Origin of the sequence: Rheinheimera baltica (assembly GCF_030731985.1) — a bacterium.
GTDB classification, from domain to species: Bacteria; Pseudomonadota; Gammaproteobacteria; order Enterobacterales; family Alteromonadaceae; genus Alishewanella; species Alishewanella baltica.
In genome coordinates this window covers 159644-182422 of the sequence record NZ_JAPJDY010000006.1, presented here as the reverse complement: position 1 = coordinate 182422, position 22779 = coordinate 159644, and the positions used below count along the sequence as shown (strand labels likewise).

Annotated in this window: 19 protein-coding genes and 2 tRNA genes; 7 read left to right on the top strand and 14 right to left on the bottom strand. The window is 44.4% G+C overall.

The features are described 5' to 3' along the window. Positions 1-28: 28 nt before the first annotated feature. Together ribA and ORJ00_RS11815 are read right to left on the bottom strand one after the other, a co-directional pair. Positions 29-610, bottom strand: coding sequence for a GTP cyclohydrolase II (gene ribA / locus ORJ00_RS11820; protein ID WP_027672935.1), 582 nt, complete (start codon positions 608-610; stop codon positions 29-31). A 206-nt stretch (positions 611-816) separates the two neighbouring features. Further along, complete coding sequence (locus ORJ00_RS11815; RefSeq protein WP_306139952.1) at positions 817-2655, bottom strand: cation:proton antiporter; 1839 nt, start codon at positions 2653-2655, stop codon at positions 817-819. Between the two features lie 194 nt (positions 2656-2849). On the opposite strand from ORJ00_RS11815, the gene ORJ00_RS11810 reads away from it, so the two are divergent. Further along, a complete protein-coding gene (locus ORJ00_RS11810; RefSeq protein ID WP_306125624.1) occupies positions 2850-4697 on the top strand; it encodes an ABC transporter ATP-binding protein in 1848 nt (615 codons plus the stop codon). A 93-nt stretch (positions 4698-4790) separates the two neighbouring features. Here the strand turns inward: ORJ00_RS11810 and ORJ00_RS11805 are convergent, their stop codons facing one another. After that, positions 4791-5762, bottom strand: a complete 972-nt coding sequence (locus ORJ00_RS11805; RefSeq protein WP_306125625.1) for a DMT family transporter — start codon at positions 5760-5762, stop codon at positions 4791-4793. A gap of 222 nt (positions 5763-5984) precedes the next feature. On the opposite strand from ORJ00_RS11805, the gene ORJ00_RS11800 reads away from it, so the two are divergent. Then, entirely contained in the window at positions 5985-6974 is a 990-nt protein-coding gene (locus tag ORJ00_RS11800) for a 6-phosphofructokinase (RefSeq protein ID WP_306139951.1), read from the top strand. Positions 6975-6980: 6 nt separating this feature from the next. Here ORJ00_RS11800 and ORJ00_RS11795 read toward each other — a convergent pair whose 3' ends face one another. The 3 genes from ORJ00_RS11795 to ORJ00_RS11785 form a co-directional block, all read right to left on the bottom strand. After that, complete coding sequence (locus ORJ00_RS11795) at positions 6981-7799, bottom strand: LytR/AlgR family response regulator transcription factor (protein ID WP_305976716.1); 819 nt, start codon at positions 7797-7799, stop codon at positions 6981-6983. After that, a complete protein-coding gene (locus ORJ00_RS11790) occupies positions 7792-8874 on the bottom strand; it encodes a sensor histidine kinase (RefSeq protein ID WP_306139950.1) in 1083 nt (360 codons plus the stop codon). Before ORJ00_RS11790 ends, ORJ00_RS11795 begins: the two co-directional genes overlap by 8 nt. A gap of 141 nt (positions 8875-9015) precedes the next feature. After that, positions 9016-9414, bottom strand: coding sequence for an acyl-CoA thioesterase (locus ORJ00_RS11785; protein ID WP_027672929.1), 399 nt, complete (start codon positions 9412-9414; stop codon positions 9016-9018). A 204-nt stretch (positions 9415-9618) separates the two neighbouring features. On the opposite strand from ORJ00_RS11785, the gene ORJ00_RS11780 reads away from it, so the two are divergent. After that, a complete protein-coding gene (locus tag ORJ00_RS11780) occupies positions 9619-11409 on the top strand; it encodes a M61 family metallopeptidase (RefSeq protein ID WP_306125627.1) in 1791 nt (596 codons plus the stop codon). Here ORJ00_RS11780 and ORJ00_RS11775 read toward each other — a convergent pair. The 3 genes from ORJ00_RS11775 to ORJ00_RS11765 all read right to left on the bottom strand — a co-directional run bounded on the left by ORJ00_RS11775 (position 11393) and on the right by ORJ00_RS11765 (position 13369). Further along, positions 11393-12214: a M23 family metallopeptidase gene (locus ORJ00_RS11775; RefSeq protein ID WP_306125628.1), complete on the bottom strand. Its 822-nt coding sequence runs from the start codon at positions 12212-12214 to the stop codon at positions 11393-11395. The two genes, ORJ00_RS11780 and ORJ00_RS11775, sit on opposite strands and share 17 nt — an antisense overlap. Then, entirely contained in the window at positions 12177-13034 is an 858-nt protein-coding gene (locus ORJ00_RS11770; protein ID WP_306139948.1) for a 6-carboxytetrahydropterin synthase, read from the bottom strand. Before ORJ00_RS11770 ends, ORJ00_RS11775 begins: the two co-directional genes overlap by 38 nt. Before the next feature lie 77 nt (positions 13035-13111). Next, complete coding sequence (locus ORJ00_RS11765; RefSeq protein WP_027672925.1) at positions 13112-13369, bottom strand: hypothetical protein; 258 nt, start codon at positions 13367-13369, stop codon at positions 13112-13114. A gap of 145 nt (positions 13370-13514) precedes the next feature. Between ORJ00_RS11765 and fabA the strand changes: the two genes are divergently transcribed. Then, positions 13515-14027 carry a bifunctional 3-hydroxydecanoyl-ACP dehydratase/trans-2-decenoyl-ACP isomerase gene (gene fabA / locus ORJ00_RS11760; RefSeq protein ID WP_027672924.1) on the top strand — a complete coding sequence of 171 codons (513 nt, stop codon included), beginning with the start codon at positions 13515-13517 and terminating at the stop codon, positions 14025-14027. Positions 14028-14106: 79 nt separating this feature from the next. On the opposite strand, the gene rmf is transcribed toward fabA, so the two are convergent. From rmf to rlmKL, 5 genes are all read right to left on the bottom strand, one after another. Further along, the gene (gene rmf / locus ORJ00_RS11755) at positions 14107-14289 is read right to left on the bottom strand and encodes a ribosome modulation factor (RefSeq protein ID WP_027672923.1); all 183 of its coding nucleotides are present in this window, start codon (positions 14287-14289) and stop codon (positions 14107-14109) included. A 262-nt stretch (positions 14290-14551) separates the two neighbouring features. Continuing rightward, positions 14552-16318 (bottom strand): DUF3466 family protein, encoded by a 1767-nt coding sequence (locus tag ORJ00_RS11750; protein WP_306125630.1) that lies wholly within the window; start codon positions 16316-16318, stop codon positions 14552-14554. A 23-nt stretch (positions 16319-16341) separates the two neighbouring features. Continuing rightward, a complete protein-coding gene (gene uup, locus ORJ00_RS11745; RefSeq protein ID WP_306139946.1) occupies positions 16342-18243 on the bottom strand; it encodes an ATP-binding cassette ATPase Uup in 1902 nt (633 codons plus the stop codon). Next, entirely contained in the window at positions 18243-18479 is a 237-nt protein-coding gene (locus ORJ00_RS11740) for a glutaredoxin family protein (protein WP_027672920.1), read from the bottom strand. The genes uup and ORJ00_RS11740 overlap by 1 nt, the downstream gene beginning before the upstream one ends. Positions 18480-18482: 3 nt before the next feature. Next, positions 18483-20597, bottom strand: coding sequence for a bifunctional 23S rRNA (guanine(2069)-N(7))-methyltransferase RlmK/23S rRNA (guanine(2445)-N(2))-methyltransferase RlmL (gene rlmKL, locus ORJ00_RS11735; RefSeq protein ID WP_306125632.1), 2115 nt, complete (start codon positions 20595-20597; stop codon positions 18483-18485). A gap of 204 nt (positions 20598-20801) precedes the next feature. Here rlmKL and ORJ00_RS11730 point away from each other — a divergent pair. From ORJ00_RS11730 to ORJ00_RS11720, 3 genes are all read left to right on the top strand, one after another. Beyond that, a tRNA-Met gene (locus ORJ00_RS11730) sits at positions 20802-20878 on the top strand. Positions 20879-20944: 66 nt separating this feature from the next. Continuing rightward, positions 20945-21021, top strand: a tRNA-Met gene (locus ORJ00_RS11725). Positions 21022-21307: 286 nt separating this feature from the next. Then, positions 21308-22777 (top strand): protein adenylyltransferase SelO, encoded by a 1470-nt coding sequence (locus ORJ00_RS11720; RefSeq protein WP_306139945.1) that lies wholly within the window; start codon positions 21308-21310, stop codon positions 22775-22777. Positions 22778-22779 lie beyond the last annotated feature (2 nt).

The following is a 22779-nucleotide window of genomic DNA, read 5'->3' as shown; positions in this document are numbered from 1 at the left end:
AGCAATATATAGCTGTACATTAACAGTATTACGGCAAATGCCCCAATTTACTGGCTTTTGTCGCCAAATAACGGTGGCTATGTGCAGTGGTTTTAACCCTATGTTGCACACGTTCAACCACATTAACTCCGGCGTCAGTAAGGGCTTTTAATTTACGAGGGTTGTTCGTCAACAAACGTATTTGCTGAATACCCAGTTGCTCAAACATTTGCGCCGCAATATCGTATTCACGCATGTCGGGTAAAAAACCAAGAATTTCATTGGCTTCAACCGTATCCAGTCCCTTGTCTTGTTCTGCATATGCCCTAATTTTATTTATAAGGCCTATACCGCGGCCTTCCTGGCGCAAATACAATATACAGCCACGGCCTATATCCGCAATTTTTTGCATCGCAGCATGTAATTGCGGCCCACAATCACAGCGCAAACTAAACAGTGCATCACCCGTTAAACACTCGGAATGCACTCGCGCCAGAACAGGCTCAGCGCCACCAACATCACCTAATGTCAGCGCAACATGTTCTTTCCCGTTTGGCGCTTCAAAACCATGCAATCTAAACTCTGCAAACGGTGTGGGCAATAGCGTTGAACTAACCAGTTTTAATTTCATTTCAATATCTCGAATAACCGCTGCGTTACATACAACGCATGCTAAGTTGGGCTAGCGCTTTACTTATTCAAGGCCTTGCACCAGCATTATGTTGATATTGCTGCTTTGGCCGTACTGAAAGTGCTCAAATACGTCTACCAATAAAATTGTTACACTATAACATAATCAAGCAACTCGCACTATGTATCGGCAAGCATGTAAGTTTCTTACGTTTTTACTTGCTGCTCACTCTCAGCAGGTTGACTAGCCACTTTTGCTTCTTGCAGTGCATGGGCAGAGATAAGACTAACCAGCTCAACATCACCTGGTATTGTTTCGCCTGTTGTGCCAGTAATGACGTGTAGCTTCTTATCTTTGATATATAACAAAGGTAATGCGCCGTCACCGTAACGCTTTAAAAAATGCTCAAAGGTGAAGTTTTCTGTAATATTTGTTGTTTTGATTACCGCTCCCCGGGCAACTAAACTTGATAACTTGGCATAGGAAACTTGTTCACCAAACAAGCTGAGTTGTTTCACATAAGTTTCCGACATTTGGTGCCTGGCACTAACAGGCTCAGCATTATTTAAGCCAAACACTTTATTCATGCCATACACATCTTGAAAGTGAAAATTTACCAATGGGTTTAGTTGTCTGTACGGGGAGATAACAAAGACCCTGCCGATGCCGGTAAGATCCAAATACGTCTCAGCATGTTCAGATGCGGGGTTACCAAAATATACCGGAATATTGTCCATTCTAGCCAGTCTGATGTTATCCCAGTTTGTATCAGCCAGAACGACCCTTAATTGACGTGTTTGTAACACCTTGGCTAAATCACGAGAGAATCGAGACGCGCCGAAAATAAGGATACCTTGATTGGAGCCTGCAGAAACGCCAAGCCATTTAGCCCATTTTGCTGCGGTAAGGCTTTGTACCACTACAGTGCCGATAATCACAAGAAACACCAAAGGAACTATTTTATCAGCCCCGTCAAAACCCAGTGTTTCTAGTTTAATAGCAAAAAGCGAAGATACCGCTGCAGCAACAATACCCCGAGGCGCAACCCAGCTTAAAAACCATTTATCATTACTCGTAAGCGATGAACCTAATGCAGATACCCAAATACTTAAAGGCCTGGCGATAAACATCACCACCAACAATAAGCCTAAACCACCGAACCCCAAATCCAGCATTGCACTTGAATCTAAACGGGCAGCAAGCAAGATAAACAACGCCGAGATTAACAGCACCGTTAAAGTTTCTTTAAATTCAAGAATGTCGGCAATGTCAACACCACGCATATTGGCAAGCCAGATCCCCATTACCGTTACTGTTAATAAACCCGACTCTTCCTGCAGTAAATTCGACGCGACAAACACGGCAAGTACTATTGTAAGTACTGCAGTGTTTTGTAAATAATGTGGTAGTAAATTCTTACGCAGTACGTTACCGACCAGATAACCGGCTAATCCACCGAGTCCAAAGCCGATAGAGAGCATTAAACCAAGTGCAGTTAAGACATGATTTCCGGTATTTGAAGAAAACGCGATATATTCAAACACCAACACGGCAATTAGAGCACCGAGCGGGTCAATTACGATCCCTTCCCAACGCAAAATGCTGGCAAGTTTAGATGTTGGCCTGACACTGCGTAGCATAGGTACAATGACCGTTGGGCCAGTAACAACAACCAGCGCACCAAACAGCATGGAAATTTCCCAGCTAAACCCAACCAACCAATGTGATGCTAATGTAATACAGGCCCATGTAATGACTGCACCCACCGTGACCAGACTTGTTACCATCCTGCCATGACTTTTTATTTCTTTAAAATTAAGTGTTAAGGAACCTTCAAACAAGATTACCGCAACACCAAGCGAGATAATTGGAAATAACAGATCACCAAAAAGCTGATCAGGATCCAGCACGCCAAATGCCGGGCCAAGAAGTAAACCCGCCACTAATAATGGTAAAATAGCCGGTAACCTTAGTTTCCAACCAAGCCATTGACAAAATAAAGACACTATTCCAAGTAAAGCCAGTGTGGCAGATATTTTTTCCATGAGTTCCCTGATATAAAAAGTCGAAACGCCTGAATACAATTATGACGTGCGGTTAATAGGGCAATAATACACAGCGAATACAAGATTCACAGTATTATTCGGCTTTATTACCCGCCAATGACATCCTGACCGCATGATTTTAATGATAAGTCAGGTACAATAGTCATTCTTGTTTAAGCTTTACAGAGTCTATCATGCTGAGTTTTTTTGAACGGATTATAAACCCTTTTCCTGCTGAAAATCCGGAACAACCGCCAAAAGGAATTTTCGCTTTTTGTCGTCATTATACTAAAGGAATGGAAACATCGTTGGTGCTAATGTCGATAAGTACAGCGCTGCTGGCCATGCTGGAAGTATCGCTATTTAGTTTTATGGGCCAGTTGGTTGACTGGTTGATACAAAACGACCCGCAAGATTTGTTTGTCAGCGAGCGCGCGACCTTAATTAAAATGGCGGTTGTAACCTTGGTGTTACTCCCTGCCCTAAGTTTTTTTCATGCTGCTATTTTGCATCAAACCTTATTGGGTAACTACCCAATGTCAATTAGGTGGTTAGCGCACAGGTATTTGTTACGTCAAAGTATCAGTTTCTATCAAAACGACTTTGCCGGCCGGATTGCCACTAAAGTCATGCAAACCTCTTTGGCCGTGCGTGAAACGGTAATGAAGCTTCTCGATGTAATGGTATATATTTTGGTATATTTCGGTTCTATGCTGTTTTTTATTGGTGAAGCAGATTTACGACTTATTATTCCCATACTGGGATGGTTAGTGATCTATGTTTCAATGCAGTTTTATTTTGTTCCCAGGCTAAAACGTGCGTCAACGCTGCAAGCAGATGCAAGATCCGAAATGACCGGCCGTATTGTCGATAGCTATACCAATATAAGCACCATAAAATTATTTTCACATACTCACCGTGAAGAAGCGTACGCCAAAGAAAGCATGGATGTGTTTTTAAAGCCGGTTTACCGGCAGATGCGTCTCGCTACTGGTTTGAGTGTATCGGTACAAACGCTAAATTACTTTTTGGTGTTCAGTATCGCCGCATTATCGATTTACTTGTGGGCTGACAGCGCCATTAGTGTCGGGGCTATTGCTATTGCTGTTAGCTTAGCCCTGCGCTTAAACGGCATGGCGCAGTGGATTATGTGGGAAGTCAGTAGCTTGTTTGAAAACATCGGTACTGTGGCCGACGGTATAACCACCTTATCCCAACCCGCGCAAGTAATGGATATAGCTAACGCCAAGCAGCTACAGGTCAGTACGGGCGCGATAACATTTGACCAAGTTTGTTTTAACTACGGCAAGGAAGATAGCCCGGACGGAAAAACCCCTGTACTGCAGCGCTTAGATCTCAATATTAAACCGGGTGAAAAAGTTGGCCTGGTCGGTCGTTCTGGCGCTGGCAAATCGACGTTGGTAAACCTACTTCTACGTTTTTATGATGTAGAGAGCGGCAAAATATTCATTGATGGTCAGGATATTAGCCAGGTTAGTCAGGAAAGTCTGCGAAAGCATATCGCCATGGTTACACAAGACACATCTTTATTGCATCGTTCAGTACGTGACAACATTGCCTATGGCAAGCCCGATGCTACAGAGGCAGAACTTCAGTTGGCTGCAGAGCAAGCAGAAGCCAGTGAGTTTATTGCAGATTTGTCTGATCCTAAAGGCAATCGTGGTTTTGATGCCCAAGTAGGCGAGCGCGGAGTAAAACTTTCTGGTGGACAACGGCAACGTATTGCAATAGCCAGAGTATTGTTAAAAAATGCCCCTATTTTAATCCTAGATGAAGCAACATCAGCGCTAGATTCTGAAGTAGAAGCCGCAATTCAAGCCAGCTTGAACACCTTGATGGATGGTAAAACCGTTATTGCTATTGCGCACCGATTATCCACTATTGCTCAGATGGACCGCTTAATTGTGTTAGATCAGGGTAATATTATCGAACAAGGCAGCCACGCTGAGCTTATTGCATCAGGTGGCATTTATGCACAGCTTTGGGCGCATCAAACCGGTGGGTTTATTGGTGTAGAATAGCCCTTAGTGACAATGCATCCGGATTGCCGTATGCATTGTCAGGTTTTCTCATGCCATAACATGCTTGCTGTATAAAATTGTCTGCTGTATGTTTTAAAAAACATCACGTTGTAATTTTCGTGCTTTGCGAGCGCTGTTGTATTGAACAAACTGCGGTGCTAACGCCGTCATAGCAGAACCCAAAACAACCAGAAACGCACCAATTAAAGAGCTGATATTTAACTGTTGTGCCGACAAGAAACCCGGAAATAGCCAAGAGGTTAGCTGGGCAAACAAGATGGTAAATAATGGCGTTACTGCTAATACCGCGCTGACTTTTGACGCCTCCCAATGATGCAAAGCTTCAGCAAAAGCACCATAAGCCACCACGGTATTCAAACAACAGAATACCAACAGTGCCCAGTGTAAGTAACTCATCGTCATCAATGGTTCAAAAGCTGACACAGGAACAAACGCCAACGTACCGGCGACATACAACATATACATAATTTGTTTCGAACTAAAATGCACTAACAGCTGCTTCTGTGCCAATGCATATGCCGCCCAGGTAACTGCCGCGGCAACAACTAAAAGTACACCAATACTTTCATTGCTCGCTTGCATAACCAATTGCACTAATCGCTCATTAAAAAACAGTAATAAACCGGTAACCAATGTTACAGCCCCAACTTTCTGCCAGCGCAATAAACGCTCTTTAAAAATAATAACGCCGCCAAGCATCATCAAAAATGGCGCTAGTTGGATCACTACTTGCCCGGTTTCGGCATTTAAATAATTTAAACCGGTTAAATACATGATGTAATTTGATAACAGTCCCGCAACAGCAACCAACATGAGAGTAATTACTTTACGGTTACGAAACAGCATCATAGCGGGTAACTTACCTGTGAAACCAAGCCAAATACCGACCATGACAGCGGCAACCAAAAAACGAATCGCCGTTATGGTATTGGGAGTAAGCACATCAAGCAGTACCTTTAATGCAATAGGAAGCATGCCCCATAAAATGGCAGTAGTTAATGCTAACGTTAAGCCAACCAGGCTTTTGCCGGTAATTTGATGCATGAATTATTTCCAGTGTGGATGCCACAAGTGTGGTAAAACGGCATTGTCCGATACAGCAGACATTTTCACCTATTTTTGCCGCTTTTGTCTGTACGAAAACAGATAATAGCGACCAACCTACTAACCATTGCGCCATATCAAACTAAAATGCGCTGATATTCACTATACTTCATCAGAAACATAACGCTATTGCCCAGCGACAAACGAAAATTGAGATGCAACATGATAAAACGTATTGGCATACTCACCTCAGGTGGTGATGCCCCCGGTATGAACGCAGCTATTCGCGCAATTGTGCTAACGGCGTCTGTAAGCAATATTGATGTTATTGGATTTCATCATGGGTTCAATGGCTTACTGGAATCTGATTATCAAAGGTTACTGCCGCAACACGTTGCTCACATTATCCATCAAGGCGGCACCATGCTGAAAAGTGCTCGTTGTGCACAGTTACATACCGCAGAAGGTGCAAGGCAGGCTGCCACAGTACTTGAAGAGCTTGAACTTGATGCCCTAATTGTTATTGGCGGGGATGGCAGCTTTCGTGGTGCGCTGGCAATTGCCAATTATTATCAAGGTCAAATTATGGGGATACCGGGCACCATTGACAACGATATCGATGGAACCGACTTTACTATTGGCTTTGCTACAGCTATCGACACCGCACTGGACACAATTGATAAAATTCGTGACACGGCAGAGGCCTTTGAGCGTATTTTTCTAATTGAGCTTATGGGCCGACATTCAGGTTATATCAGCCTATCTGCCGGTATTGCAGCGGGTGCTGAGCAAATTATTTGCCCGGAATTTGGCATTTTGCAGCCACATAATATAAAAGCCCTGCTTGCACCAATACAGCGTGCACAACTAATGCGGGGTAGTAGCAGCTATATTATTGTTGTAGCGGAAAACAGTTATCCAGCAGGAACCAGCGCATTGGCAGAAACAATAAGTGAAGCGTTAGGAATTGAATGCCGGGCGTGTATTCTTGGACATATCCAGCGAGGGGGGAGCCCTGTGGGCGCTGACAGAATTCTGGCGACAAAACTAGGGGCTTTTGCAGTAGAGCAACTACTTGATGGCGCGCATCTGATGATGGCAGGTGAAGTGCATCAAAAACCTGTGCTTTACCCGCTAATAAATACCGGTGAGAAGAAAAAACAACTCGACCCCTATTTAGTTCGCTGGCAACAAAACATTGCCAGCGACTAGGCTATTTTATGGTGTAAAAACCTGTTTAACCCGGTCTTTATAGCTGCGGCTTACTTTTACTGCCTGGCCATTAGTCAGCATTAGTTGATGCTCACCATTGGCCAACATTTGCAACTTAGCAATGGTATGAACATTAACAATCGCAGAACGATGGACCCTAACAAAAAGCTTAGGGTCAAGTTCTTGTTCCAGCTCTTTCATTGTGCGACGTAAAATATGGGTTTGACCATCGCGCGTATGAATACACATATAGTCACCAGCGGCATCAACCCACTCTATTGCAGATACCGGTACTCGCGTTATCTCGCCGCTGTCCTTAATACTTATTGCATCTGGGAATCGGTCATTAACAACCGGCTGGGCGTTATCAAGTCGTTGTAAAATATTACCAGTATCATCTCCGGTAAGCTTTGCTACAGCTTCAGCAAGCTGCCCCTTATGTTTTTGTGTGTCCTGTGCCTGAAAAAGTTTAAGTACCTTTTCTATTGCTAATTTTAAACGCTCCGGCTCAACGGGTTTAAGCACATAATCCAGCGCACTGACTTCAAAGGCATTAAAAGCATAATGATCATAAGCTGTAACAAAAACGACGTAGGGTAAAACAACCTGCTTTGCTTGAAGTTGCTTAAGCACAGCGAAACCATCCATCCCAGGCATTTCAACATCAAGAAAAACCAAATCCGGAGCAAGCTCGCTAATAAGCTCTACTGCTTGTTGTCCATTACTACACTCAGCAATAACGTTCAATTCAGAAAATTCGCGTAACCGAACCATCATCCCTTTACGGGCTAAAGGCTCATCATCTACCACTATTACCTTAAGCATGTGCCTGTTCCGTTTTTTCTAATTCTAATGGGATCCGAATATTAACTTTCAACCCTTGTGGCTGATTATGCGTTAACACCAACGCAAAATTATTGTCGTATAATGCGGATAATCGTTCTTTGGTATTGACTAAGCCAACACCACTATCACTGCTTTTGGGTAAGCCATTGGTAATGGTCATTCCCGGACCATTATCGGCGACTTCAAGCAACAAATCATGGCCAAACTTTTTCGCCGTTATAGCAATTTTCCCGCCATTTATCTGACTGGCTACTGCATATTTAACCGCGTTTTCTATCAAAGGCTGCAAAATTAAACTAGGTACCAGCGCCGACTCAGTGTCAGGCTCTAATTCAAATTCTACTGACAGGCGTTCAGAGAAACGCACTTTCTCTATCTCAAGGTATAAGCGGGCCGCATAAACCTCTTGTTCTAACGGCACCTTATTAATAGGGTCTTTGTACAATGAATAGCGCAAAAAGTCACTAAGCCTTGTCACCATTTTATTGGCCGTGTCGGCTTCATTAATTAACACTAAGGTTGAAATGGCGTTAAGGGTATTGAACAGAAAATGCGGATTAAGTTGATAACGCAGCATTTTAAGTTGTGCTTCATGGGCTTTATTGGTTGCAGTTAATGATTTTTGCTTCTCTAATTGCAACGTCTGATAATACTTAATACCAAAGTACAGCCCGCTCCAGCTCAACATAACGTAAAAAGCAAATGGCGTTTCACGCACATACTTTAACCAATGATCTGGCCGTGCACCGTGGCGGTAAATTTCCCAATAATTAAAATTACGCACCGCAGTCCAGATTGCCGCTACGGTAAAAGCTAACACCAAAACCGTAATGATCATTTTCCACGGTGTCCATTGCCCTACTCTTTGATAGGTGTAACGCAGCGGAATGGTAATTAACCAACCAATATAAGAATCAAGTGCTACCACTATAAGATAGGCATCTCGGGTTTCCTGTATTAACGAGTTTAAATACGTAACAATGGCAAAACCGAGCCAGCCCAATGTATGCAGCAGCCAAAACTGGCGGGTGCGGTCCTCTAAAAACTTATACAAAATACTGACCCGCAGCGAAATTTAACCCTAGTGGGATTATAACTAAACAATGACAAAAGCCCTCGTTAACTGGCCGCATTTACACTCGCATTAATCGCAGTAATAACATAAAAGAGTTAGCGTGTTGTTGAATATATAGCACTAGCTAAGCACGGGTGTCGGCTTACGATCGGGCCCAAGTGCAACAAAAGTAAAACTACCAGAAATGGCTTTATGCTGATCATCGCTATACATGTTCTCTACAAAAATATCGACTTGCACACGAATACTGGTGCGGCCAACGTGCTCCACTCTGGCAACCAGCTCAATTATGCTTCCTGCAGGTATAGACTCTTTAAAATCAACGCGATCAGAACTTACTGTTACTAAAGGCTTACGACAAAACCGGGTCGCTGCAATAAAGGCCGCCTCGTCCATCCACGCTAGCGCTTCGCCACCAAACAAGGTGTTATGATGATTGGTACGCCCGGGAAATACTGTTTTTGTAACACGGGTAACAGCGTGCTCCATACGTTTAGCAATTAACGCGTCATTGCTCATTGTTGTTCTCACTAATGCTTAAAGGCTGCGGATTTTATAAGACTGACCTTTATTTGCAACCGCTACAAGTGTTAATAGCGTCATAGCCTTCTTTTTTATTAATACTTTTGCATGTAGTTAGAAATGCAGATCCGTGCCTTGTCGTTTTCCTTAACTTATTTTAACGGCATAATAGTTATCAAAATGCGAAGCCAAGGCCACATTATGAATTATGTAAACTATCAGTTGGATGTATCTGACATAACTGCTCATCTAATAACAGTCACACTGAGTTTCAAACCTACACAAGCAGTGCATGAGCTCACATTACCAGCGTGGATCCCTGGTAGCTACATGATCCGTGATTTTGCCCGCAACATTGTCTCAATCAACGCATATGATGATGTGGGCTCACTGAAACTGACACAACTGGATAAACAACGTTGGCAGCTAAGTTGTAATAACCACATCATCTACGTGCGCTATCAGGTATATGCCAATGATTTATCTGTCCGCGCAGCCTATATTGATGATGAAGTTGCGGTATTAAACCCAGCCTGCCTTTGCCTGTGCGTTAGCGAACTACAAACATTAGTGCACCATGTAGATGTTATAAAGCCACAAGCAGACGTAGCGGCAAGCTGGCGCTTGGCCACCGGTTTGTCGCGTGCAAGCGACACTCCCTTTGTTGGCTTTGGGCGTTACTACGCTGATAACTATCAAATACTAATTGATAGCCCCTTGCTACTTGGCGTTTTTACCCTATGTGAATTCAGCATCAACGACATTAACCATTATTTGGTAGTAACAGGTTCAAACCTGACCGATTTAACCCGCTTCACCGACGATTTAACCAAAATATGTCAACAACAGCTAAATGTGTTTGGCGCCCTACCCGATGATTTAGACAGTTACTGGTTTTTACTCTGGGTAACAGAAGACGGCTATGGTGGTCTGGAACATTTGAATTCAACACTCTTACTTTGCAGTAGGTTTGATTTACCCACACCTGGCGTAGAATTAGTCGATGAAAACTACCAGAATCTGCTGGCACTTTGCAGCCATGAGTATTTTCATACCTGGTGGGTGAAACGCCTTAAGCCTGCCTGCTTTATGCAATATCAACTTGCAAATGAACAATACACATCACAGCTGTGGTTATATGAAGGTTTTACATCTTACTTTGATGACCTTGCGTTGGTTCACTCGGGACTAATAACTGCGGAAAGTTACATTAAAACGGTAGAAAAACTTATCTCCAGAGTCACGCGTAACCCAAGTGATCAAGTACAAAGCTTAGTAGATAGCAGTTTTACCGCCTGGACTAAATTTTATAAGCAAGACGAAAATGCGGTAAATGCGGTTGTCAGTTATTATGCTAAAGGGGCGTTACTAGCCCTTTGTCTGGAAGCCGCATTACGCCAACGAGGCCTTTCATTGCAGCACGTTGTGCGACAACTATGGCAACGCTTTATCGCAACCGGTACGCCAGATAATGCGTTAAGTGTTGTATTAAATGAGTTGGGATTATCTGAACTGGCAAGCCAATCTGAACAGTGGTTGCATGAAGCCAAGCCATTACCCCTGGCTGATACGCTGGCGAATTTAGGGTTAAAAGTGACGTTAAGGCCGATGCAGCACGGCGATGATTTTGGTGGCGAAATACTAAAAAAATCTTATGGGCCAGCTAACCTTCCGTTTATCGGTGCATTAACTAAAACAGTTAATGGCCAGCTCACCATTAGCCAGGTTTATCACGGCGGTGCGGCGCATCAGGCCGGTTTAATGGTAGGCGATCAACTAATAGCGTTAGATAACCGCAAAATCACCAACAACAACTTTAACCAACTGTTACAACGCTATGAAATTAATAGTGAGACAATCTTACACTTGTTCAGGAAAGATCGTTTATTACAGTGTTCCCTGCAGCTTTGTCAGTCAAACGCACAGGTGGCTATAGTTAATATTTCGGACCAAACGCTATGTGATAACTGGTTAACTATGGATATGGAGTAAGCGGTAAACCAGGTAGCAAGGCCGGATCAAGCCGCTCTTGCTGCCAGTTTATACGCCAATCTAAATGGGGGCCGGTTACCCTGCCCGTCGCTCCAACCTCAGCAATTTTTTGTCCTTGCACCACCATATCACCGACGGCGACATGAAACTTACTCAGGTGCATAAAAGTAGAATTAATGCCAAAACCATGATCAACAATGAGTGTTAAGCCAGAATAGTACAAATCTTTTGCCAGTAACACCGTTCCGCTTAGCGGGGCAATAACAGGAGCGCCAATTGGTGCCGCAACATCAAGACCATAATGCGGGTTACGTGGTTCACCGTTAAATATACGCTGACTACCATAAACACCCGAAATTCGGCCTTGTGCTGGCATTACTGGCTTATCAAAGATATACGGCAAGGTAGATACTGTTTCACGTGCTTTACGTACTTGCACATTATCTTGCTGAATCCGTTCGCTAACATCACTAGGGGGGGTAACGTATTTTTGTGCTACCCCGTTTACCCGCTGGATATCATATTGGCGAGCACTAATAGTAAGTTCAATAACCTGCTCTTCACCAGCGGATTTAATTTTTAATTGATGAGTGAGTTTGGCATCTCGGCCTACACCAAAGACAAAACGACCATCAGCACTAACTATAAGCGCTGCGTCATTAAAATAGACTTCACTGCCAGGGGCTGTTTTTCCCACCAACAAGCTGCCTTGCGTTAACGCACCTATCAGCTCTACTTCAGGTTTTGCTGCAAGAGCACCACTAACACTAACTAAAAGCGATAGCGCCTTTACCCACCCCTTCATAAGCTACAACCTTATATTGTTTCAGATTATCCTGTTGTTTAAGCTCCGCGACAATATAATCAGCTAAACACTCAACAGTGGTATCACACGGCACAATTTCGCAATGTGTTTTGGGCATCGTTAATTCAAACCAGCCTTGCGCAGCCTGATAGCGGAAACTATAGTCGTCGCAACCCGCAGTTATATATTGCAACTCATTAACTGCACAGCAATCTTCAGCGGTACCTAAATAAATATCCTGCCAACGCTCGCTCCAATATTTATTAAGTCGGGGTGACAACATACCATCAGCATAAATCTGAATAGTTGAACGATGGCCATGTGCAATACGCTGACAATTGCCATCATGTTTCTTCAAACCATGGCTATAGTGGTAGTAAAATCCATTGCTCGCTTCAGGGCGTAAGTTAATAACCAGCTTTTGTACATTTGTGGGTAATAACGGCTTTATGCTGTCTTGCAGGAACTCAGTAACGCTTTGTTCATTGATCACTTTAGTAGGAATAGCCACAACGGCTTGTTCCGGTGCGGCCATTTGAATAACGCCACGGTCACTTTGAAATTTAAGCACATTAGTTTGTTCTGTCGCTTGAAGTGATAAAGCGGCAGAGTGAGCCGGAACGGCCAATTTGTGATCGACCAGCTGATCAATGGCCTGTTTGATAACTTTTTTAACCTTACCAAAATCCAGCACCATTGACGTTTGATCCAGCGCGCCATGCAATTCAACATCGGCAATATAGCTTTCGCCTAACATACCCCGTGTTTCGCATAGGTAAGAAAAATCAATAACGGTTAAGTCCCGTACAAACAAAATCATCAGTGGCTCTCTATTACAGTAAACAGCCAGTATTATAACGCTGAACATACCATAACAACACCTTAGCCGACGCTAATTTACCGTTTATGCTCTGTCAACCAACTGTTTAAAATGCCTATTTGGCCGCATTTATGTGCCGCATACATCAGTCGTATTGCATTGCTTAGTAAAGTACTGTCATTCCACTCCGTTTTTTGCTGAATTTCCTCATAACAGCTTAACGCTTCTGGGGTTAAATAGCCGCGCAGCTCTTTTTTACCAGACTGTTTTTGCCGCTCACGGTAACGTTGTTGTTTTTCTGCATTGCTCAGCGCTTTTCCACTTGAATTTGTCATGTTTCACTCTTTAGTAATAACACGGCCATAAACTTAGCCAAGACGGCACTTTTCGACGTAAAAATGGCTGTTTGTACAAATCGGACTTGTCTAGCGTACAAGTGTTCGCTAAAGTGAGCCGGAATTTTCACTGGATTAAACATACATGACTCAGAATAGCTTTACAAAAGAAGATTTAATTGCCTGCGGCAACGGCGACTTGTTTGGCGAGGGCAACAGTCAACTGCCATCAGATAATATGCTGATGATGGACCGCATTGTTCACATCTCAGAAGAAGGCGGCCTTTATGGTAAAGGACAAATTATCGCTGAGCTCGATATTACCCCAGAGCTGTGGTTCTTTGCTTGTCACTTCAAAGGTGATCCGGTAATGCCGGGTTGTTTAGGGCTTGATGCTATGTGGCAATTGGTAGGCTTTTTCTTAGGCTGGTCAGGTGGTCCGGGTAAAGGACGCGCGCTTGGCGTTGGCGAAGTAAAGTTTACCGGTCAAATTCTTCCAACGGCGAAAAAAGTAACTTATACCATCAACATGAAACGCGTTATTAAGCGGAAACTGTTTATGGGTATTGCCGACGGTATTGTTAGCGTTGATGGCCGCGACATTTATGCCGCAACAGATTTAAAAGTCGGTTTGTTTCAGGACACCTCTAGCTTCTGATATTTTCGTAGAATTTAATGGCAAAAGCCCCGCAGAGTTATCTTGACGGGGCTTTTTATCCTATGAAAATGATGGGAAATTACTGACCTTTATTAAACAACCCTACATGGCGGTCTTCAATGGCTTCGCGCCAGCCTCCTAACCATTGTGAGCGCGTATCTAAACCTTGATATGGGCAAATTTCTTTTGAACGTCCAGTTACACCGGCACGATAACCTTGAGCATGAGCACGTTCCAGACGATCACGTTTTTGTCTTTTCATACGGCAGTCTTCCTCAACTTTGCTTGATAATAATAACCACAAAATTGCTTGCGGCTACCCTATAATTGATAGCTGACTACACTAAAAGGTTCAATCCTTTACCGAAAAATTAATCGCTTGACAAAGGCTAACGAGCTGATGTTGTTTAAGATTTGATGACAAAATTATTTATATCTAATTACACTAATAGAATGTTTTTTTATAGCGAATATTAACAACGAGTTGAAAAGCAGAAAAAAAGCTGCCGAAGCAGCTTTTTTAATTAATATTTACGACGCCGCCACCAGATTAAAGCTCCACCAAACAAGAAGGTCCAAACGCCTAGGCTACCACCTTTTCGCTCGTATTCAGACTCACCAGTGTTACAAACATCCACCTCTCCATTAGCAATTGGCTGCAATGTTACCACCGTAGTGACAACTTCCTTTTCTGGATTACCCTGCGCATCGACAACAACATTGCCCAGTAAGTCTCTAGTGTCTCGATTAACCAGGGCGGTGGCAACTATAGTACCATTGCTGTTGATATCACGGCCTTCAACTATGGTATAGGGAGAGTTACAACCTATCAGAGTATTCAGATCGACAAAATTATCACTGCCTACGTCATACATAAAACCATGGATACGTCGGGTTGTTGTGCCAGACGCAATGACTTCGGCGCTACCTACAATAACATTGTCATCGTTTATGGCACGCGGCACAGTACCTGAGCTGTCAAAAAAACCAGTAACAAACGAAGTCGTATTAGTACTGTAATCGTAATAAAACATTTTGTTGCGTGTGTTACCATTTATTACTTTAGAGGCGTAACCTACAGCAATATTATTATTATTGATGCCAACCGATGTACTCGTTAACCAACTGTCAGCATCCACCATTGGCAATGCTTCATTCTCAACAAATAATGTGGCATGCGTAGTGCGGTAAACTTCGTTGGTAAAATAAGGTTTATCTTCATCAGTGTATGACGATACACCAACAGCAATACCTGAGTTGTTAACTGCAAGTGCTTGGCTAAAGTAATTAATAGCCAAAGCGCCTTCTTTGCTATGCTCTAACTGAGTATTTTTTTCACCCAAAAAACCCAAGACAGTAGGCGCTGAAATGTTGCTGCCCTCTATTTGCCAAATCAAGCCACGCTGAGTATAACCAAAAGATGTCAGCGGCTGCCCCCTGGTACCAGGCGTTCTGAGATCAGATGTATATTGTCCATAGAAACATGAATTTATCGGCTGTGATTCCCCGTTACAATTAGTCTCTAAAAGTTCGCTGGCTTCATCTACCAAGCCAATGCTGCCATAACCTGCAATAAAGCCACTATTACTAATAGCCCTTGCACTGCTCATCCCACCACCAAAGTCCTGATAAGGCGGTGGCAAAACAAGCGGTTCACCAGATACAACGGCAACACCTGATAAATACGGTAAATCAGGCACCCATATTTCTACTGTTTCCGGCTCGGTAGTCGCATCATCTTCTGCCACGGGTGTAAAACTTTGCTTGGTAAATGTTGACGTCGCCATGCCCACTGCGATTCCAGCACTGTTAATATCATAGATATATTCACTGTTTGCACGCGCCATAGCGGTGTCACGCAACGTAAAATTTTGGGCTTGCTCTGTGCCGGTTTTTACATAACCAATAGCATTACCAATAACCTGCAAAGCCAGATTATTCGATAATAAAATTGACTGAATATCCGCCGTGATATTACCGCTGTTAATATCCGCTAATTGCTCATCAGTAAAAAATGCTTGAATAATTGAATTTTCAAAATCAATAGCATCCAAATCAACCGGGTAATTAAAATAGGTATAGTCGTAAAGCGGCGCACCTGAACTCGTTGTCCCCCGCTGAACTTTGATTGCGCCATTAAACACGGTATCGCCGCTATCATTAATGCCTGAGGCATAAGTTGACTTTAACTCCGGCACATTGCCAACTTCTACGACGTTATAAACTGCCGCTTGTACAGAACACAGACTTAACAGCGGCAATAACGCCAGGCTGATGCGAGATAACTTCATTCGGGGCCCCTAAATTCTACTTCTTATGCGTCTAATTCTTCCCAGCGCGCGTACGCTTGCGCCAGCTTCGACTCGGTCTGTTGTAATTGGTTCAACGTGTCTTGAGTTTGCTCTGCATTTTGCTTAAAAAACTCAGCACTGTTAACCAAAGCTTGCATGGCTTCAAGTGAGGTTTCGAGCTGCTCTATTAGTGCGGGTAGCAGTTCCAGTTCACGTTTTTCTTTGTATGATAACTTCTTAGAGCTAACAACAGAAGCCTGCACCGGTGTTTCTTCTGTAATGCTTTGTGCTTGTTTTGTCACTTTTTGTGCAGTCACAACTGCTGGAGCCTGCCGTTGTTGATAAGCAATAACGTCGTCGTATCCACCGGCAATTTCAACAATGCGGCCCGCACCGGCAAACAGCAGTGAACTGGTAACCGTATTATTAACAAATTCCCTGTCGTGGCTGACTAGTAATACTGTGCCCTGGTACTGCTGCAAAATATCTTCCAGCAGTTCCAGCGTTTCGACATCCAAATCGTTTGTTGGCTCATCGAGAATTAACAAGTTACTTGGCCGGGCAAATAATTTTGCTAACAATAAACGATTTTTTTCCCCACCTGACAGGGCTTTAACCGGAGTGCGCGCTCTGGCTGGAGGAAACAAAAAGTCTTGCAAGTAACTTAACACATGGCGGGTTTTACCGTTTTGGGTGATCTCTTGCTTACCTTCAGCCACGTTATCCTGCACGGTGGCATTTAAATCCAGTGCCATACGATGTTGATCAAAATAGGCGACTTCAATATTAGTGCCGCGCTTTATATCACCACTGTCGTGTTTATAATCACCCAGCAGCAGTTTAATCAACGTAGATTTGCCTACCCCATTAGGACCGACCAATGCGATACGATCGCCCCGCATGACCAGCAAATCAAGCTTATCAATAATCGTTTTACCGTTAAAACCACAGCTGATGGCCTTGGTTTCAAATACCAATTTACCGGAGCGGTCGGCCTGCTCAATATTAAAATCAACCTTACCAAGCGTTTCTACCCGCTCTGCTCTTTCACGACGTAATGCTTTAAGTGCTCTTACCCGGCCTTCGTTACGCGTACGGCGGGCTTTAATGCCTTGACGGATCCACACTTCTTCTTCAGCCAACTTTTTATCAAACAAGGCATTATGCTGTTGCTCGTCTTCCAGCATTTTTTGTTTGCGATCCAGATATTCCTGATAATTGCCCGGGTGTGATGTCAATTGTCCGCGATCTAAATCGATGATGCGGGTGGCTAGTGCACGAATAAATGCCCTGTCGTGCGAAATAAAGATTATGGCGCCGGAGAAGTTTAGTAAAAACTGCTCAAGCCATTGTATTGCCGCAACGTCTAAGTGGTTAGTCGGTTCGTCCAGTAATAAAATGTCAGGCTTAGCAATAAGCGCACGGGCTAAAGCTGCTTTTCGCAACCAACCACCCGATAAGGTTGCTAAGCTAGCGTTGCCGTCCATTTCAAACTGTTGACATAAATCAACCACACGACTTTCCAAGCCCCAGCCATCACGGGTGTCCATTTCGCTTTGTAGTTGTTCAAATAAACGATAGTCAGCGTCAGTCGCGCCTTCTAAATTTTCTGACAAAGTATAAAATTGCTGTGCCTTTTGGGCTAAATCACCAGCACCTTCGCGAATAAAATCCGCTATTTTCACATCCATCTTCGCTGGCGGATCTTGCTCTAAACGGCTTAGCACCACACCGGTATTCACCACTATCTGGCCATCATCTAAATTTTGTTGACCGGTCAGCAGTTTTAAAAAGGAGGATTTGCCGGCGCCGTTGCGTCCTACCAGACACACCCGCTCACCACTAAATAAACTAAAATCGACATGGTCTAAAATGGGGTGCGTACCAAATGCCAGGCATGCCTGCTGAAAACGTAATAATTCCACTAACTTACTTCCTTAAGCCATGTTACCAGCTGTGCCGCGTCAAACGGCCAGCATAATTCATTGTCACCTGAGCGTAATACCGGGATCATCACACGATAACGCTCAAAGGCTTGTTCATCTTCAACAATATCCACAACCTTAAATGGCTGCGTTAAATCCGCTTGCAGGAGTAACTGCTCAGCTTGCTCACATAAGTGACAGCCCCAGGTACTGTATAAAACTAACTCGGCGCGCATGGCTTACCGGGTTAACTCAAAACACACATGGATATTGGGGTTGCGCTTAAAATCTTCTGGCAAGGTAGCCGCTGAGATGTCTTTAACCTGCCAACCTGCATCGTTAAGTGTTTGCGTATCAATTTTAAACCGACGTTTATTGTTAGAGAAAATCACCTTGCCACCCGGTGCCAGACGCGGTGTTAACATATTAAGTAAATTAACGTGGTCTCGTTGCACATCCCAGCTGTCTTGCATACGCTTAGAGTTTGAGAACGTTGGCGGGTCAACAAATATTAAATCAAACTGTGCACGGCAACGACTTAACCATTGCAAGCAGTCGGCCTGTTCAAATTGGTACTGCTTACCATTCAGGCCATTAATGGTGAAATTACGTTTAGCCCAATCAAGGTAGGTATTTGACATGTCGACCGTTGTGACACTTGTTGCGCCTCCAATAGCGGCATGTACCGAAGCACTGCCAGTGTAAGCAAATAAATTTAATACCGTTTTGCTTTTTGCCTGTTGCTGGATCATACGACGGGTAATGCGGTGATCTAAAAATAAACCGGTATCCAAATAATCGCGCAAATTAACCAGGAACTTAGCGCCGTATTCACTTACTTCTTTATACTGTCCGGCTTTAGCTATGGCTTGGTACTGCGAGCTGCCTTTTTGCTTTTCACGGACTTTTAATATCATCTTGTCAGAACTGATGCCTAGCACCGCAGGTACCTGGTTTACTACATCGAATAAACGCTTTTGCGACACTTGCTCATCCACAGTCGAAGGAGCAGCGTACTCATGCACCACGACTTCACCGTCGTACCAATCAACAGCCACATTGTATTCAGGAATATCGGCATCATATAAGCGATAACAATTTAGGCCTTCCTTTTTCGCCCACTTTTGCAGTTGCTTAAGGTTTTTTGCTAACCGGTTACCAAAAGAGCTACTTTCACTGTAAAACAGTGAAGGTGCGTCGCTACTGACCGCCACTTGTTTCTCTGTTAAATCAAACAACGTGAATTCGCAATCCAACGGGCCATTGGTAAATTTATAGCTCTTGGTTTTAGACAAGCGCAAAGCACGAAGCAAATCGGTGTTTGAAGTAATAATGGCTAAGCGCCAGCCCTGATAATGCTGTTTTAACGCCAGTGAAAATTTACTGTACAGCGGTATCAATGACGGTAAATCGCCTAAACGCTCACCATACGGAGGGTTTGTGACTATTACACCGGCTGTTGCGGTAACGGCAGTTTTTAGAGCAGTTGCATCGGCATAATCAAATTGCACAACAGAGGCAACACCGGCACGTGCGGCGTTTTGTTTTGCTTTTGCCAGGCTGCGTTCATCCGAGTCTGAGCCCCAAAACTGAACAGTCGCAGGCAATGTCAGCTCAGCATCCTTGGCATCTTGCTTTAGTTGTTGCCAGATAGCTTCACGATGGCCTGGCCAACCGGCAAAAGCGAATTTCTCCCGGCTTAAACCAGGCGCCTTATTCAAAGCAATTAATGCCGCTTCAACCACAATAGTGCCACTGCCACAGAAAGGGTCAAACAAGGGTTGGTTAACCTGCCAGCCAGAGCGTTTCAACAAAGCAGCAGCCAGGTGTTCTTTTAAAGGTGCGTCTCCCTGCCCGCTTCTATAACCACGTTGATGCAAAGAGGGGCCCGAGAAGTCCTGTAGAAAGTGGAAATGGTTTTTATCTAACCGCACCTGAAACCGCACGTCTGGATCCATACGGTTTACATCAGGCCGGTTGCCGGTTTCTTCGCGAAACTGGTCAACAATAGCATCTTTTAAACGAATAGCGCCGAATTGGGTGTTGTCTATCTTCGGGTGCTTACCGACACAATCCACCGCCAAACTATTGCGTAACGACATTTGTTGCGGCCAGTCTATTTTACAGGCTACTTGATAAATATCGCTATCTGCAGTTATTGGCTCAGACTGAATTAAGCGCAGAATGCGGGTAGCCAGGCGTGACCATAGACACAGCTGATAGCCGGTGCGTAAGTCAGCACTAAAGCGTACCACCCCCATGGTAACTTTTAACACTTCACCACCGTGTTGACGAACTTCATCCGCCAACAACTCTTCTACCCCTTTAGACGTTAACGCCCAGAATTCCAGCATGCTACCCAACCCTTATCAAAAATGGTCGCTAGTATAGCAGAATGTACTATTTATAAGGTTGAGTTTTTACAATACAGCGAAATTGCTTTATTAAACCGCACTTTGCTTATTAAAGAAGCACTTGAACCAAAGGGAGAAAATAAAAGTAGCTAAAGGCTTGCAAGCCTAAAGTAAAAACACTAAGATGCGCCCCGCAATGACGGACGCGGGATGGAGCAGCCTGGTAGCTCGTCGGGCTCATAACCCGAAGGTCGTCGGTTCAAATCCGGCTCCCGCAACCAACTTTAAAGTTGAAACGGCATTGCAAACAAATACTTAACACACTCTGCTCGGTGTTAAGTTACGGACGCGGGATGGAGCAGCCTGGTAGCTCGTCGGGCTCATAACCCGAAGGTCGTCGGTTCAAATCCGGCTCCCGCAACCAACTAAGCCGACTAATAAAGTCGGTTTTTTTGTGCCTTAAATTCAATACCCCGAAGGTCGTCGGTTCACTCTTCACAAACATCAGGGCTCCCGCAACCAACTAAGCCAACTAATAAAGTCGGTTTTTTTGTGCCTTAAATTCAATACCCCGAAGGTCGTCGGTTCACTCTTCACAAAAGCAGGGCTCCCGCAACCAACATTTAAGCCAGCATTTTGCTGGTTTTTTTGTATCTAAAATCCCCTGTCTGTACACTACCGCGTAATACGTTCAATTGTGGCACTAAAATATGAAGCACTTTTCTGTACAGCATAGCCTGGCCGAACTTGGTCAACCGTTTTCAACTGCTTGCTTACCAACCCCAGTGGCCGCGCCGCAGTGGCTGGCGTTCAACGTTGAACTGGCAACGCAATTACGTTTACCGGAACAGTACTGGCGAAGTGATGAAGGTTTAGCCGTATTTAGTGGAAATGTGATTGCAGACTGGGCAAACCCAGTTGCACATGCGTATGCCGGACATCAATTTGGCCACTTTGTACCGCAGCTTGGCGATGGCCGTGCGTTATTGCTTGCTGAAGTGATTGCCATCGATGAACAGCGTTACGACATACAGTTAAAAGGGGCTGGACGCACACCGTATTCGCGTGGCGGCGATGGCCGCGCCCCGCTCGGTCCGGTACTGCGGGAATACCTAGTCAGTGAAGCAATGTATGCGCTTGGAGTGCCAACAACCAGAGCACTGGCAGCAGTGCTTACCGGTGATTGGTTACAGCGCGATAAAGCAGAGCCAGGCGCCATTATTACCCGCATCGCGAAAAGCCATATTCGAATTGGCAGTTTTCAGTTTATTGCGGCAAAAGGGGATATTGCTCAGCTTAAAACGTTCGCAGACTACGTTATAAAACGGCATTATCCTGAAAGTGCTGCGGCAGAAAATCCTTACCTGACGTTATTAACCAGCGTAATCACTGCGCAGGCACAGCTCATTGCCAAATGGATGAGCATCGGCTTTATTCATGGCGTCATGAATACTGACAATATGAGTATTGCCGGTGAAACCATCGATTATGGTCCCTGCGCTTTTATGGATGCGTTTAATCCGGCGCAAGTTTACAGCTATATCGACAGACAAGGCCGTTATGCCTGGGGCAATCAGCCGAAAATGGCGAGCTGGAACCTGACCCGCTTTGCTGAAACCTTGCTACCACTATTAAGCGCTGAGCCAGAGCAGGCGATAGAACTCGCCACAGCCGCACTGCTGCAGTTTAATGCCGAAAACGAAGCAGCGTTTTTACAGCTGATGGGCGAAAAAATTGGCCTTAAGTCAGCAACAAAAGACGACGAAGTGCTGATCAGAGACTTACTTAATCTGATGAGCGGCAACAGCACAGACTTTAGCCAGACATTTCGCCTTTTAAGCCTGTCAGTGGCCAATACAACGCAGGGTGCTGCACAGCTGTTTGCCGACAGCAGCAACTGGCAGCAGTGGGCTAACCGCTGGCAGACGAGACTGGCTACGCAAGGTTTAGCGCTAAATGAGGTGCAACAACAGATGGATGCCACTAACCCGGCGCTTATCCCGCGTAATCATCAGATAGCCAAAGCGATTGAGCTGGCCAACACTGAAGGTGATTTATCATTGTTTAACAGGCTGCACAAGGCTCTGCAAACGCCTTTCACACTCAGTGGCGAAAATGCCGATTTGGCACAGCCACCAATGCCCGAGCAGTGTATCAGCAACACGTTTTGCGGCACCTGATA